The 13,032-nt window shown below is 63.3% G+C and carries 11 protein-coding genes and 1 riboswitch; of the genes, 10 read left to right on the forward strand and 1 reads right to left on the reverse strand.

The window, feature by feature from the left end; translation table 11 throughout:
* Positions 1-199: 199 nt before the first annotated feature.
* Positions 200-280: riboswitch (S-adenosyl-L-homocysteine riboswitch) on the forward strand.
* A 31-nt stretch (positions 281-311) separates the two neighbouring features.
* The 3 genes from ahcY (at position 312) to metF (ending at position 3,008) form a co-directional block, all read left to right on the forward strand.
* Entirely contained in the window at positions 312-1,730 is a 1,419-nt protein-coding gene (gene ahcY / locus AYR66_RS24735) for an adenosylhomocysteinase (RefSeq protein ID WP_088710209.1), read from the forward strand.
* A 100-nt stretch (positions 1,731-1,830) separates the two neighbouring features.
* Positions 1,831-2,169, forward strand: a complete 339-nt coding sequence (locus tag AYR66_RS24740) for a phage holin family protein (protein ID WP_088710210.1) — start codon at positions 1,831-1,833, stop codon at positions 2,167-2,169.
* A 2-nt stretch (positions 2,170-2,171) separates the two neighbouring features.
* Positions 2,172-3,008 (forward strand): methylenetetrahydrofolate reductase [NAD(P)H], encoded by an 837-nt coding sequence (gene metF / locus AYR66_RS24745; RefSeq protein ID WP_088710211.1) that lies wholly within the window; start codon positions 2,172-2,174, stop codon positions 3,006-3,008.
* A 21-nt stretch (positions 3,009-3,029) separates the two neighbouring features.
* On the opposite strand, the gene AYR66_RS24750 is transcribed toward metF, so the two are convergent.
* Positions 3,030-3,587 (reverse strand): 5-formyltetrahydrofolate cyclo-ligase, encoded by a 558-nt coding sequence (locus AYR66_RS24750; RefSeq protein WP_088710212.1) that lies wholly within the window; start codon positions 3,585-3,587, stop codon positions 3,030-3,032.
* A gap of 47 nt (positions 3,588-3,634) precedes the next feature.
* Between AYR66_RS24750 and AYR66_RS24755 the strand changes: the two genes are divergently transcribed.
* The 7 genes from AYR66_RS24755 to AYR66_RS24785 form a co-directional block, all read left to right on the forward strand.
* Positions 3,635-5,581: a lytic transglycosylase domain-containing protein gene (locus AYR66_RS24755; RefSeq protein ID WP_088710213.1), complete on the forward strand. Its 1,947-nt coding sequence runs from the start codon at positions 3,635-3,637 to the stop codon at positions 5,579-5,581.
* Positions 5,582-5,735: 154 nt separating this feature from the next.
* A complete protein-coding gene (locus tag AYR66_RS24760; protein ID WP_088710214.1) occupies positions 5,736-6,686 on the forward strand; it encodes a complex I NDUFA9 subunit family protein in 951 nt (316 codons plus the stop codon).
* A gap of 103 nt (positions 6,687-6,789) precedes the next feature.
* Positions 6,790-7,503, forward strand: coding sequence for a glutathione S-transferase family protein (locus AYR66_RS24765; protein ID WP_088710215.1), 714 nt, complete (start codon positions 6,790-6,792; stop codon positions 7,501-7,503).
* A gap of 4 nt (positions 7,504-7,507) precedes the next feature.
* Positions 7,508-8,740: a multifunctional CCA addition/repair protein gene (locus tag AYR66_RS24770; RefSeq protein WP_088710216.1), complete on the forward strand. Its 1,233-nt coding sequence runs from the start codon at positions 7,508-7,510 to the stop codon at positions 8,738-8,740.
* 153 nt (positions 8,741-8,893) lie between these two features.
* Positions 8,894-9,841 (forward strand): cytochrome-c peroxidase, encoded by a 948-nt coding sequence (locus AYR66_RS24775; RefSeq protein WP_088710217.1) that lies wholly within the window; start codon positions 8,894-8,896, stop codon positions 9,839-9,841.
* Positions 9,838-11,355, forward strand: coding sequence for a DAHL domain-containing protein (locus AYR66_RS24780; protein ID WP_088710218.1), 1,518 nt, complete (start codon positions 9,838-9,840; stop codon positions 11,353-11,355). The genes AYR66_RS24775 and AYR66_RS24780 overlap by 4 nt, the downstream gene beginning before the upstream one ends.
* Positions 11,356-11,523: 168 nt before the next feature.
* Positions 11,524-13,032 (forward strand): thiamine pyrophosphate-binding protein (locus AYR66_RS24785; RefSeq protein WP_088710264.1); only part of this gene is annotated, 1,509 nt, incomplete at its 3' end.

Raw genomic sequence — 13,032 nt, forward strand, 5'->3', positions numbered from 1 at the left:
TGATCACCATCGAACTGCCGAATGCGGCCGCGATGCCGCCCAAGGATGAGGTGCAGCGCATCTGGAAGGACATGCTGGCGTGGATCGAGCGCAGCGTGCCCGCCGGCAATGCTTCGCCGATCCAGCGCACCTCGAACAAGGCCTTGGTGGACCACTGAAACTTGTTGAGTTTTGCCCGAGGGGTGTAGGTTATAATTCGGGCTCCAAGGAGCGTTGCAGCACGGTTCCCCCATGATCGTGTCAGGCTTGGATTTCTTTTTCGCAACGGCGCTCACGTTACTTTTTTCTCTATTTTCGGAAAGGAGGGCGTGATGAGCGCCGTTATCTCGAATACAACTTCCCAGGATTTCTTCGTCGCCGATCTCAGCCTGGCCGATTGGGGCCGCAAAGAGATCAAGATTGCCGAAACGGAAATGCCCGGCCTGATGGCGATCCGCGAGGAATACGCTGCGTCCAAGCCGCTCAAGGGCGCGCGCATCACCGGCTCCCTGCACATGACCATCCAGACCGCGGTGCTGATCCAGACGCTGGAAGCGCTGGGCGCGCAGGTCCGTTGGGCATCCTGCAACATCTATTCCACCCAGGACCATGCCGCGGCAGCGATCGCCACCAACGGCACGCCGGTGTTCGCGTTCAAGGGCGAAAACCTGGACGAGTACTGGGACTTCACCCATCGCATTTTCGAATGGCCGGACGGTGGCTATTCCAACATGATCCTCGACGACGGCGGCGATGCGACCCTGCTGCTGCACCTCGGCACCCGTGCGGAAAAGGACCTGGGTGTGCTGGCCAATCCGGATTCCGATGAAGCCGTCTGCCTGTTCAACTCGATCAAGAAGAAGCTGGCCGAATCGCCGAACTGGTACTCGACCCGCCTCGCGCAGATCAAGGGCGTGACCGAAGAAACCACCACCGGCGTGCACCGCCTGTACCAGATGCACAAGGAAGGCAAGCTGGCCTTCCCGGCAATCAACGTGAACGACTCCGTCACCAAGTCCAAGTTCGACAACCTGTACGGCTGCCGTGAATCGCTGGTCGATGGTATCAAGCGCGCGACCGACGTCATGATCGCCGGGAAAATCGCGATCATTGCCGGCTACGGCGATGTGGGCAAGGGTTCGGCCCAAGCCATGCGCGCCTTGTCGGCGCAAGTATGGGTCACCGAAGTCGATCCGATCTGCGCCCTGCAGGCAGCGATGGAAGGTTATCGCGTCGTCACCATGGACTACGCAGCCGAGCATGGCGACATCTTCGTTACCTGCACCGGCAACTACCATGTGATCACCCATGAGCACATGAAGAAGATGAAGGACCAGGCGATCGTCTGCAACATCGGCCACTTCGACAATGAAATCGAAGTCGCCGCGCTGCGCCAGTACACCTGGGAAAACATCAAGCCGCAGGTCGACCACATCATCTTCCCGGACGGCAAGCGCATCATCCTGCTGGCCGAAGGCCGCCTGGTCAACCTCGGCTGCGGCACCGGCCATCCGTCCTACGTGATGAGCTCGTCCTTCGCCAACCAGACCATCGCGCAGATCGAGCTGTTCACCAACACCGCCGCGTATCCGGTCGGCGTGTACACGCTGCCCAAGCACCTGGACGAGAAGGTCGCGCGCCTGCAGCTCAAGAAGCTGAACGCGCAGCTCACCGAGCTGACCGACGAGCAGGCTGCCTACATCGGCGTGAAGAAGGAAGGCCCGTACAAGGCTGACCACTACCGTTACTAAGACGGCATCTCCTCCGCTCTCGCGGAGGAGGTGTCCCCACGAAGCAAGCCGCGGGATCGGCATCCGGTCCCGCGTCAAACAAGGGCGAGGGAGGAAGACCATGCGCCTGCTTGTCACCTGGCTGATCAATGCGGCCGCGCTGTTCGCGCTGCCTTACCTGATGCAATCCGTGCGCGTCGAAAGCTTCTCCACGGCGCTGGTTGCCGCGCTCGTGCTCGGCTTGGTCAACGTGCTGATCCGGCCGATCCTGGTACTGCTGACCCTGCCGGTCACGGTGCTGACGCTCGGCCTGTTCATTTTCGTCATCAACGGCCTGCTGTTCTGGGCGGTCGCCAATTTCGTCGGCGGCTTCCAGGTGGCGGGATTCTGGTCGGCGATGGGCGCGGCGATCCTGTACAGCCTGATTTCGTGGGCCCTGTCTTCCCTGATACTCAAGTAATCATGAAACAGAAAAATTTCAGTATCGAGTTTTTCCCGCCCAAGACACCTGAAGGCGAGGAAAAGCTGCGCGCGACGCGCGCGAAGCTGGCCGAGCTCAACCCGAAGTACTTTTCGGTGACCTTCGGTGCCGGCGGTTCGACGCAGAAGGGTACGCTGGAAACCGTCCTCGACATCAAGCGCGAGGGGCATGAAGCAGCGCCGCACCTGTCCTGCGTCGGCGGCACGCGCGAGAGCATCCGCGCCATCCTCCAGGAGTACAAGTCGAACGGTATCCGCCGCGTGGTCGCGTTGCGTGGCGACCTGCCTAGCGGTTACGGTGCGGCGGGCGAATTCCGTTATGCGAACGAGCTGGTGGAATTCATCCGCGCCGAGACCGGCGACTGGTTCCACATCGAGGTTGCCGCCTATCCGGAAATGCACCCGCAGGCGAAGTCGCCGCAGGACGACCTGCAAAACTTCGTGCGCAAGGTGAAGGCCGGCGCCAACGCAGCAATCACCCAGTACTTCTACAACGCCGACGCCTATTTCCGCTTCGCGGACGAGGTGCGCAAGGCGGGCGTGGATGTGCCGATCGTGGCCGGTATCATGCCGATCACGAATTACTCGCAGCTGATGCGTTTTTCGGAAATGTGCGGCGCGGAGATCCCACGCTGGATTCGCCTGAAGCTGGCCAGCTTCGGCGACGACACCGAGTCGATCAAGGCGTTCGGCCTCGATGTCGTGACCGGGTTGTGCGAGCGCCTGCTGGCGGGTGGCGTGCCCGGCATGCATTTCTACTCGCTGAACCAGGCGGCCGCGACGACGGCGTTGTGGAAGAGGCTGAACCTGTCCGCGTAACGGGAGTCGGGAACGCCGGTGCTACGCCGGCGTTTCTTTTTCGGTCACCAGGTAGTCGAGCGCCACGTCGTGTGCATCGGCGTCGAATCGGCTGCGGGCACATTCGTAAGCAATGCCGACGGTGAGCGGACGCGGCGCCCGTTCCAATGTGCGATCGTAGAAGCCGCCGCCGTATCCGAGCCTGAACCGCGCATCGTTGAAGCCGACGCACGGTACGAGCAGCGCCTCCGGCTGCACTTCATCGCCGGCGACAGGAATCGCTACGCCCAAAGAATCTTTTGTCATCGCATCACCCGGCTTCCACGTTAAGAAGCGCAGCGGCGAATGCTTGTCCACCACGATGGGAAGCGCCAGGCGGACACCGAGCGCAGAGAGCGCGGCATAGCACTCAAGCAGGTCGGGCTCGCCGCGAATGGGCCAATACACGCCCATGCTGCCGACCGGATGCATTTTGTGCCACGCAAGTACATGCGTGCCGATCAGGGCATCCGCGCGGCGGCGAACTTCAGTCGGAATCGCTTGTCTGTTCGCAAGCAGCTCACGCCGCAGGGCGGCTTTTTGTGCGGTTTTTTCCTGCATGGTCACATGCTATCCTACAAACGTAGACCAGTTTTGAAGGCTTATAGATGTTTCAAATGAAATGGATCGTCGGCATTGCCTTTGCCGCGGCCACGTCGGTGTTGTTTGCACCGGCTGCGCTGGCAAAGAAGCCGGCTGCCTTTGCCAACGATGACGAAGTCTTCGTGGCGCTGCGCGAGGCCTCGCGCAATGGCGATGCGCCGCGTGCGCAGGAACTCGCTTCCCGCCTTGGCAATTATGCCATTCCCTCCTACGTCGAATATTTCCGCCTGCGGCCGCGCATCAACGCCGCATCCGAACAGGAAATCCGCGATTACCTGAACCGTTACGAAGGCAGCGCGATCGCCGACCGCCTGCGCAACGACTGGCTGCTCGAACTCGGACGCGCGCGCAACTGGACGCAGTTCGACGAGCAATATCCGCAGTTCATCCTCAACGACGACAACCAGGTGAAATGCTATGCGCTGATGTCGAAAGCGCAAAAGGGCCAGAACGTCGTGGATGACGCGCGCACGGTGCTGGTCAACATGCAGAACTACGGCGAAGCCTGCCCGGCACTGATCGCGACGTTGGTGCAGATCGGCCAGTTCACGCTCGATGACGTGTGGGCCTATGCGCGCATGGTCGGCGAATCAGGCTTTGCCAACACGCTGCGCCGCATGGCGCCGGTGACGGAAGCCAGCGAGTCGGTGCTGGTGCAGGCCTACGAAAAGCCGGATGCGGTGCTTGCGCGCGGCCCGGGCAACACGCGTGCCTCGCGCGAAGTCTTTATCCTTGCACTGGGACGCAGCGCAAAGAACGACCCGTCGCGTGCCGTCAGCGCGCTCGTCAAATCCGCGGAGCAGCTCGGCGAGCGCGAGCGTGAGCTCGCATGGGCGCAGATCGCATTGCAGGCGTCGATGAAGCTCGCCCCCGACGCCATTGTCTACTGGCACCGCACCAACGGCGCGCAGCTGTCGCCCGACGGTTATCAGTGGAAGGCACGCTCCGCGCTGCGCGCCGGCGAATGGAAACTGGTGAAATCCACCATCGAGTCGATGCCGCCATCGCTGCGCAACGACCCGGCGTGGATTTACTGGATGGGCCGCGCCCAACACGCAGAAGGCAACCAGGAAGAGGCGAAGAAGTTGTTCGGTTCGATTGCCGACCAGACCAATTTCTATGGCCAGCTCGCGCTTGAAGAGCTGGGCCGCAAGGTCGCCATACCTGCGAAGGCGCAGCCGCTCACGCAAGCCGAACTGGCGCCGATGGCCGAGAACGCCGGCTTCCGCCGTGCGCTGAAGTTCTTCGACCTGAACATGCGCTTCGAAGGCTATCGCGAATGGAACTGGGAGCTGCGCAAGATGAACGAGCGCCAGCACCTCGCCGCCGCGGAATTCGCGCGCCAGAAGAATGTGCTCGACCGCATGGTGAATACCTCCGACCGCACCAAGTCGGAAGTCGATTTCTCCCAGCGCTTCCCGACGCCGTTCCGCGACGTGATGCATGCCGCGACGGAAAGGCTGAGCCTGGACATGGCCTGGGTGTACGGCCTGATCCGGCAGGAATCACGCTTCATCATGAATGCGCGTTCGAACGTCGGCGCGTCCGGCCTGATGCAGTTGATGCCGTCCACCGCGCAGTACGTCGCGCGCAAGATCGGCATGGGCGGCTTTTCGCAGAGCCAGGTCAACGATATCAACACCAACATCACGCTCGGCACCAACTACCTGAACATGGTCCTCAATGACCTGGAAGGCTCGCAGGCACTGGCAACCGCAGCCTACAACGCCGGCCCCGGCCGTCCGCGTGCGTGGCGTTCGACGCTGACGCGCTCGGTCGAAGGCGCGATTTTCGCCGAGTCGATTCCGTTCAGCGAAACGCGCGACTACGTGAAGAAGGTGCTGTCGAATGCAACCTACTATGCGGCGCTGTTCGAGGACAAGCCGCAGTCTCTGAAGGCTCGCCTCGGTACAGTGGCGCCGAAGGGCTTTGTGCCGAGCGAACTGCCCTGACGCCATTCCTCTTGCACAGGAACAAAGCCGCATTCTTCCGGGTGCGGCTTTTTTTGTTTCCAGCGGGATTATTGAAGCACGTAATGGCTTCCCGAATGGCCGATGCTGGAGTAAAAAGGACGATGGATTCGCATAACACCGAGGAGGATGCACCATGGCTTACCGGAATGTTCTTGTCATCGGCGGGACGGGCTTCATCGGCAGCCATATCATTGCCAAACTGGTCGATTCGGAATGCCGCGTGACCGTGCCGACGCGCCGCGAAGGGCATGCAACGCACCTGTTGCTGTTGCCCGACGTCGAGCTGGTGGTCGAAGGCAATGTCCACGACGACGCCGTGCTCGACCGCTTGATGCACGGACAGGACGCCGTCATCAACCTGGTCGGCATCCTGCATGGCCGGCCCGGGCCGGCCGGGTCGCGCTATGGCCGCGACTTCGAGCGTGCCCACGTCGAATTGCCGAAGCGGATTGTCGCCGCCTGCGCGCGCAACGGCGTGCATCGCCTGCTGCACATGAGCGCGCTCGGTGTCTCGCCCGATGCGCCGTCGATGTACCTGCGCTCCAAGGCCGACGGCGAGGCTGCGGCGATGTCCGATCCCGCCGTTCATACGACGATTTTCCGACCCTCGGTGGTGTTCGGCGACAACGACCGCTTCCTGAACATGTTCGCCTCGCTGCAACGCATGTTGCCCCTCATGATGCTGGCCGGTGCGGATGCCCGGTTCCAGCCGGTCTACGTCGAGGATGTGGCGCGTGCCTTCGTGATTGCGTTGCAGGACAACCGTACCATCGGCAAGGTGTACGAACTCGCGGGGCCGAAGGTGTACACGCTGCGCGAACTGGTGCGCCTGGCCGGGGAGTATTCCGGCCACCGCCGGCCGGTGATCGGCGTGCCCGATGCATTTGCGCGCCTGCAGGCATTCTTCCTCGAGCACATGCCGGGCGGGCCGCTGATGAGCCGCGACAACCTCGACTCCATGCAGGTCGACAATGTGCGCACGAGCACGCTGGCGGATGAGCTCGGCATCCAGTGGACACCGATTGAAGCCATCGCGCCGAATTACCTGCGCGGACGTTCGCATTACGGGGCGGCCGCGGCCTGAACAGTCTTGGCGGTTTGGCAAAGTCGCCCAAAAGCTTTATCCTCGAATTCCGCACTGCGGCAAACGCCGCCGAGCGACAACAATTCGACCAACGGACAGAAGCATGCAAAGCACAGAACTCGACCCGACCCTGTCGCAAACCCTCGATGCCGCGGGCAAGGCCGGCATCAAACTGGTCATCGGCAACAAGAATTACTCATCGTGGTCCATGCGGCCCTGGGTAGCCATGACGGCGTTCGGCATTCCGTTCGAGGAAGTGCGCATCGCACTGGGCAAGCCAGAAACCTCATCCATGATCGCGCAGCATTCGTCGGCAGGCCGGGTGCCGGTGCTGGTGGCCGGGCAGACCACGGTGTGGGATTCACTGGCGATCTGCGAATACCTTGCCGAACAATTTCCCGACAAGGGCCTGTGGCCGCATGACGCGGAGGCGCGCGCCATCGCGCGTTCCATTTGCGCGGAAATGCACTCGGGCTTCACCGGCTTGCGCAACGCAATGTGGATGAACATCCGCGCCAGCTTCCCCGGCAAGGGCCGCACGCCCGATTCCCAGGCAGACATCGCGCGCATCTGCGAGATCTGGGAAGACTGCCTCGCGCGTTCGGGGCCGCACCATTTCCTGTTCGGCGATTTCTCGATTGCCGATGCGTACTACGCGCCTGTCGTGATGCGATTCCGCACCTACGGCGTGTGGCTGCCGCCGGCGCTGCAAGCCTATGTCGACCGCGTCGTCGCGCATCCTGCAGTGGCCAAGTGGATCGACGGCGCGCTCAAGGAAACCGAACGGCTGGAGAAGTACGACAGCTATCCGGACTGATTCAATGAAGACCTATGTCGTCGGCGGTGCCGTCCGCGATGCCTTGCTCGGCCTGCCGGTGCAGGATCATGACCATGTGGTGGTCGGCGCCACGCCAGACGAGATGGTGGCGCTCGGCTTCCGGCCGGTGGGCAAGGATTTCCCCGTCTTCCTCCATCCCCGCACCAATGAGGAATATGCGCTGGCCCGTACCGAGCGCAAGACCGCGCCCGGTTACAAGGGCTTCGTGTTCCATACCTCTCCCGACGTCACGCTGGAACAGGACCTCGTCCGGCGCGACCTGACCATCAACGCGATGGCGCAGGCCGAGGACGGCGGCATCGTCGATCCCTTCAACGGCCAGGCTGACCTGCAGGCGCGGGTCTTTCGCCATGTGTCCGAGGCCTTTGAGGAAGATCCTGTGCGCATCCTGCGCGTGGCGCGCTTTGCCGCACGCTTTACCGAATTCAGCGTTGCTCCGGAAACCGTCGCCCTCATGCAGAAGATGGTGGCCGCCGGCGAGGTCGATGCGCTGGTCCCGGAACGCGTCTGGCAGGAACTGTCGCGTGGACTGATGGAAGCGCAGCCGTCGCGCATGTTCGAGGTGTTGCGCAGCTGCGGCGCGCTGGCGCGCATCCTTCCCGAACTCGATGCGCTGTGGGGCGTTCCGCAGCCGGAAAAACATCATCCCGAGATCGACACCGGGGTGCACGTCATGATGGTGGTCGATTACGCGGCGCGCCAGGGCTTCAGCCTGCCGGTGCGCTGTGCGGCGCTGATGCACGACTTCGGCAAGGGAGCGACACCGCCCGACGTCTGGCCGAAGCAGCACGGACACGAAGGGACGGGCGTCGCCCTGGTGGAGCAGGCCTGCAAGCGCCTGAAGATTCCCAACGATTGCCGCGACCTCGCCGTCATGACCGCGCGCGAGCACGGCAACATTGCCCGGGCCTTCGAACTGCGTGCCGACACCGTCGTCAGGCTGTTCGAACGCTGCGACGCCTTCCGCAAGCCGGATCGCTTCGGCGACATGCTGCTGGCTGCCGAATGCGACCACCGCGGCCGTGCAGGTTTCGAAGACCAGCCCTTCCCGCAGCGGGAATACCTGCACCAGGCGCTGCGCGCCGCGCTATCGGTGAAAGCGGGCGCGATTGCCCGGCAGCATGCAAGCGATCCGAAACGTATCGCCGGAGCAGTGCATGCGGCGCGCCTCGAGGCGGTGACGGAGCTTGTCAATCAGTTAAGGGCAGCCGGCTGACGGCACTGTTGCGGAATCGCCGGGTCCCTTGCTGATTTGAAATGTGATCGCCGGGATTCTTGCTATTCTGTAAGAGTGACTCCGATACTTCATTCGGTCCGTTCCCCGCGGCTTCGCGCTGCGTCCCGGGCGCTGCGGCTGGCCGCTGCGCTTATGTGGTCCTGTTCTGCCGTTTTTCCGGCGGCGGCCCAATCCCGTCCCCTCGATGAGCCGATCCGGCCGCTGCCGGACAAGCTCGATGTCGACCCGGTGCGGGTGGCGCTCGGCAAGCGGCTGTTCTTCGATACCCGATTTTCCCGCGATGGCAAGGTGAGTTGCGCCAATTGCCACGATTTCGGCAAGGGTGGTGCGGACGGGCGGGAACGCTCCCCCGGCGTCGACGGCCGCCTAGGGCCCGCCAACTCTCCCTCGGTGTTCAATGCCGTCTTCAATTTCCGCCAGCTGTGGAACGGCAAGGCCCAGACGCTGCAGGACCAGGTCGACATGGCGATTGCCAGTCCAAATGTGTTCGATACCAACTGGGACAGCATCCTCGCCAGGCTCGGGCGGGATGCCGTGCTGGCCAGGGCCTTCAGGCAGGCTTACCCTGACGGGCTCACGCGCCGCAACGTGACCGACGCGCTGGTCGCATTCGAACGCACGCTGGTCACGCCCTCGCGCTTCGACGCCTGGCTGCGGGGCAACGCCGACGCCATCTCGGCGGAAGAAAAGCAGGGCTATGCGAAGTTCAAGAGCTATGGCTGCGTCGCCTGCCACCAAGGCATCAATGTCGGCGGCAACATGTTCCAGGTGTTCGGGGTGGTGCGTCCCTACCTCGGGCGCGATGGTGTCGAGAAGGAATCCGACCTCGGCCGCTTCCTGGTCACGCGGCGCGAATCCGACAAGCATGTGTTCAAGGTGCCCAGCCTGCGCAACGTGGCCCTGACGGCGCCGTATTTCCATGATGCTTCCGCCCGCACACTGGAGGAAGCGGTCGATGTCATGATCAAGTACCAGCTCGGACGTACGGCACCGAAGGAGGACAGGGCGCTGATCGTGAAATTCCTCCATACGCTGACCGGGGCGCCGCCACCAGGCGCACAACCGGAGCCTGGGCAATGAAGCCGCCGCGCATCCCGCTGCTGTGGCTGGGTTTTGCCGCCTTGCTGGCCGTCTCGGGCTACCTCTACTACCGGACGCAGGCGCTCGACACCGACATGCAGGCAGAGTTCGTTCCGGCATTGCGCGAACTGAAGCAGCTCGATGCGGAATGGAATGCGGCGATCCTCAAGTCGCGTGTCGGCCTGCACAGCAACTACGATCCGGTCAGCACGCCGATGCCGGCCGTCCGGCACTTGCGCGAGCGCCTCGTCGCCACGGTCAGGATGGGACAGGGCAGCGAACTGCAGGAAGCGTTGTACGCGATGGAGCAGGCCTTCGAGGAAAAGGAAGACCTGGTGGAGCAGTTCAAGTCGCGCAACGCCGTGATCCGGAATTCGCTGCGCTATTTCCCGACCGCCGTGGATGAGTTCAGGACGCAGGCGCGGCAATACGCGGCAGGTGGCGGCCGCTGGGCCGGCCTGCAGGATGCAGTGCGCGATATTGACCGGTTGTTGACCGACATCCTCCTCTTCAACCAGATGCCCGAGCAGGAACTCGGCGACCGGATCGCCGCGACGATTGCCGGTCTCGAACGCGGAGAGGGAACGGTTCCCGCCGCGTTGCAGGAACAGTACGCGCTGATGGGCCGACACGCCGGCATCATCCTGCGCCAGCGTGCCGTCGAAGATGCCCTGCTGGCGCGAATCACGAACACGCCGACCGCCAACCGCATCGATGTGCTGAACGACGCACTTGACGACGCCTTCCAGGAAATGCTGCGCGAGAAGGAGCTGTACCGGTTCTACCTCTTCGTGTACTCGGGATTCCTGCTGGCGCTGCTCACCTATGCCGCATGGCGCCTGATGCACAGCTACAAGGTGATCGCCCGCGTCAACCGCAGCTTGCACGCCGCCAACGAGACGCTGGAGCAGCGCGTGGCCGAGCGCACGGCGGAACTGGCCCGCCAGTCGGCGCAGCTCGAGGAACTGGCCACGCACGATACACTCACCGGCCTCATCAACCGCCGCCACCTGCTCACGCAGATCGAGCAAGCCATCGTGCGTGCCGAGCGGCGCGGCTGGGTGGTGGCGCTGATGTTCATCGACCTCGACGGCTTCAAGGCCATCAACGATACCTACGGCCATGCCATGGGCGACCGCGCGCTGCAGGAAGTCGCGCTGCGGCTGCGCCGCCACATACGCAAGGACGACGCGTTCGCCCGGCTCGGGGGCGACGAGTTCGTGATCCTGATGAACGAAGTCAATTCCCGGCAAGGCGCTATCCGCGTTGCCGATGCCGTGCTCGAGGAATTGCACGGCTTGCGCGAACTGGATGGACATCCGGTCCGGCTGTCGGCGAGCATCGGTATTGCCGCAGCCAATGGCGCAGCCGCGCCGATGCCTTCACCCGATGCCTTGCTCGGCCTGGCGGACCAGGCCATGTACCGCGCCAAGCAGGAAGGCAAGGCCTGCTGCCGCTTCAGCGACGAACGCGCATGGCAGGAAAATGCCGAACAGCACTTTTCTGCACAATGACGGCTTTGCTGTTTTTGAAATTTTCCCTTTAAAAATCAACTAATTGCTCATGTCATTTTAGAGTACTATTGCCGACTGGCAATGGGAGTATTGTCTGTAGGTGTATTGCCTACGGACAATGCTTTGGACAACTCTACAGGCGCATCCGAACGCCGAAGGACAACCGACATGCGTACCAACATCCTGCCAGCGCACCAGGGAGACGACCGGGATTTATCGAGACCCGACCACGCCCAGCCCCACGTGGCGGAAGTGGCTGACCTGCTGGTGGCTTACCTCGAGCAGATTGGCGTTGAATATGTATTTGGCGTACCCGGCGGGGCGATCGAGCCGCTGTATAACGCCTTGGCCCGCAGCCAGCGCCGTGGCGGCATCCGCCACATCCTTGCGCGCCATGAAGCAGGCGCGGCCTTCATGGCCGACGGCTACGCGCGCGAGACGGGCAACATCGGCGTCTGCTGTTCCACCTCCGGCCCCGGTGCGACCAACCTGATCACCGGTGTCGCCGGCGCCTACGACAACAACATTCCGATGCTGGTCATCACCGGCCAGCCGGCGCTGCCCGCATTCGGCAAGCACCCGTTGCAGGAGTCAGCATGCACCGGCGTCAATGTGCTCGGCATGTTCCGCCATTGCACGCGCTACAACTCCCTGATTTCCCATCCCAAGCAGCTCGAGCCCAAGCTGATCGCTGCGCTGCAGCGGGCCACGCGCGCGCCGCGCGGACCGGTGCACCTGACTGTGCCGGTCGACGTGTTCCGCAGCCACAGCGCGCAGCCCGCGCCTTCCTATGACCTGCGCCAGCTGCTCGCGCCGTCGTCGATGATCGATGACGACGCGGTCGATTCCCTCTACCGCATGGTGAACGAGGCTAAGAAGATCGTCCTGCTGGTCGGCGGCTGGTGCGGCGAAGCGGTAGGCTCGATCCTGCAGTTCGCGGCGCTGAAGGGCGCCACCTTCGTGACCACGCCGGACGGCAAGGGCCTGGTGAGCCCGCACCATCCGCTGTTCCGCGGTGTGTTCGGTTTCGGCGGCCACGTGTCCGCGGACGCCGCGCTGCGCGACGAATCGGTCGACCTGATCCTCGCCGTCGGCGCCAGCATGGGCGAATGGAACAGCGGCGGCTGGAGTGAAAGCCTGCTCAACGAACGCCTCGTGCATATCGACGAATCCGAAGACAACCTGGCGCGCACGCCGATGGCACGCCTGCACGTGCGCGGCCGCATCCTGTCGGTGTTCAACCGGTTGGTCGAGCGGCTGCACGACGAGGAAAAACACGCCGCCTACGAGATCGAGCGCCGCCGTGCGTCCCGCAAAGTCATGGGCAAGGCGTCCGATCCCGACAGCATGCTGTCGGACATGGACAAGTACCTGAGCGATGCAACGCCGGTCAAGCCGCAGAGGCTGATGCGCGAACTCGGTCTGCTGTTCCCGCCGACCACGCGCTTCCTTGCCGATACCGGCAACAGCGTGTCCTGGTCCACGCATTACCTGCATCCGCGCGACCGCCGCGTCGGCGAGCGCAGGTTGCTCGGCGGTGAACGCAAGCGCACCGCCGGCCGCCGCCGCACATCGGGCGGATGGCTGCGCGTGACCATGAATTTCGCGCCCATGGGCTGGGCCATCGGCGGCGCCATCGGCACCGCGGCCGCCAACCCGGATGTGCCCGTCGTATGC

Source organism: Noviherbaspirillum denitrificans, assembly GCF_002211445.1.
Classification (GTDB): domain Bacteria; phylum Pseudomonadota; class Gammaproteobacteria; order Burkholderiales; family Burkholderiaceae_D; genus Noviherbaspirillum; species Noviherbaspirillum denitrificans.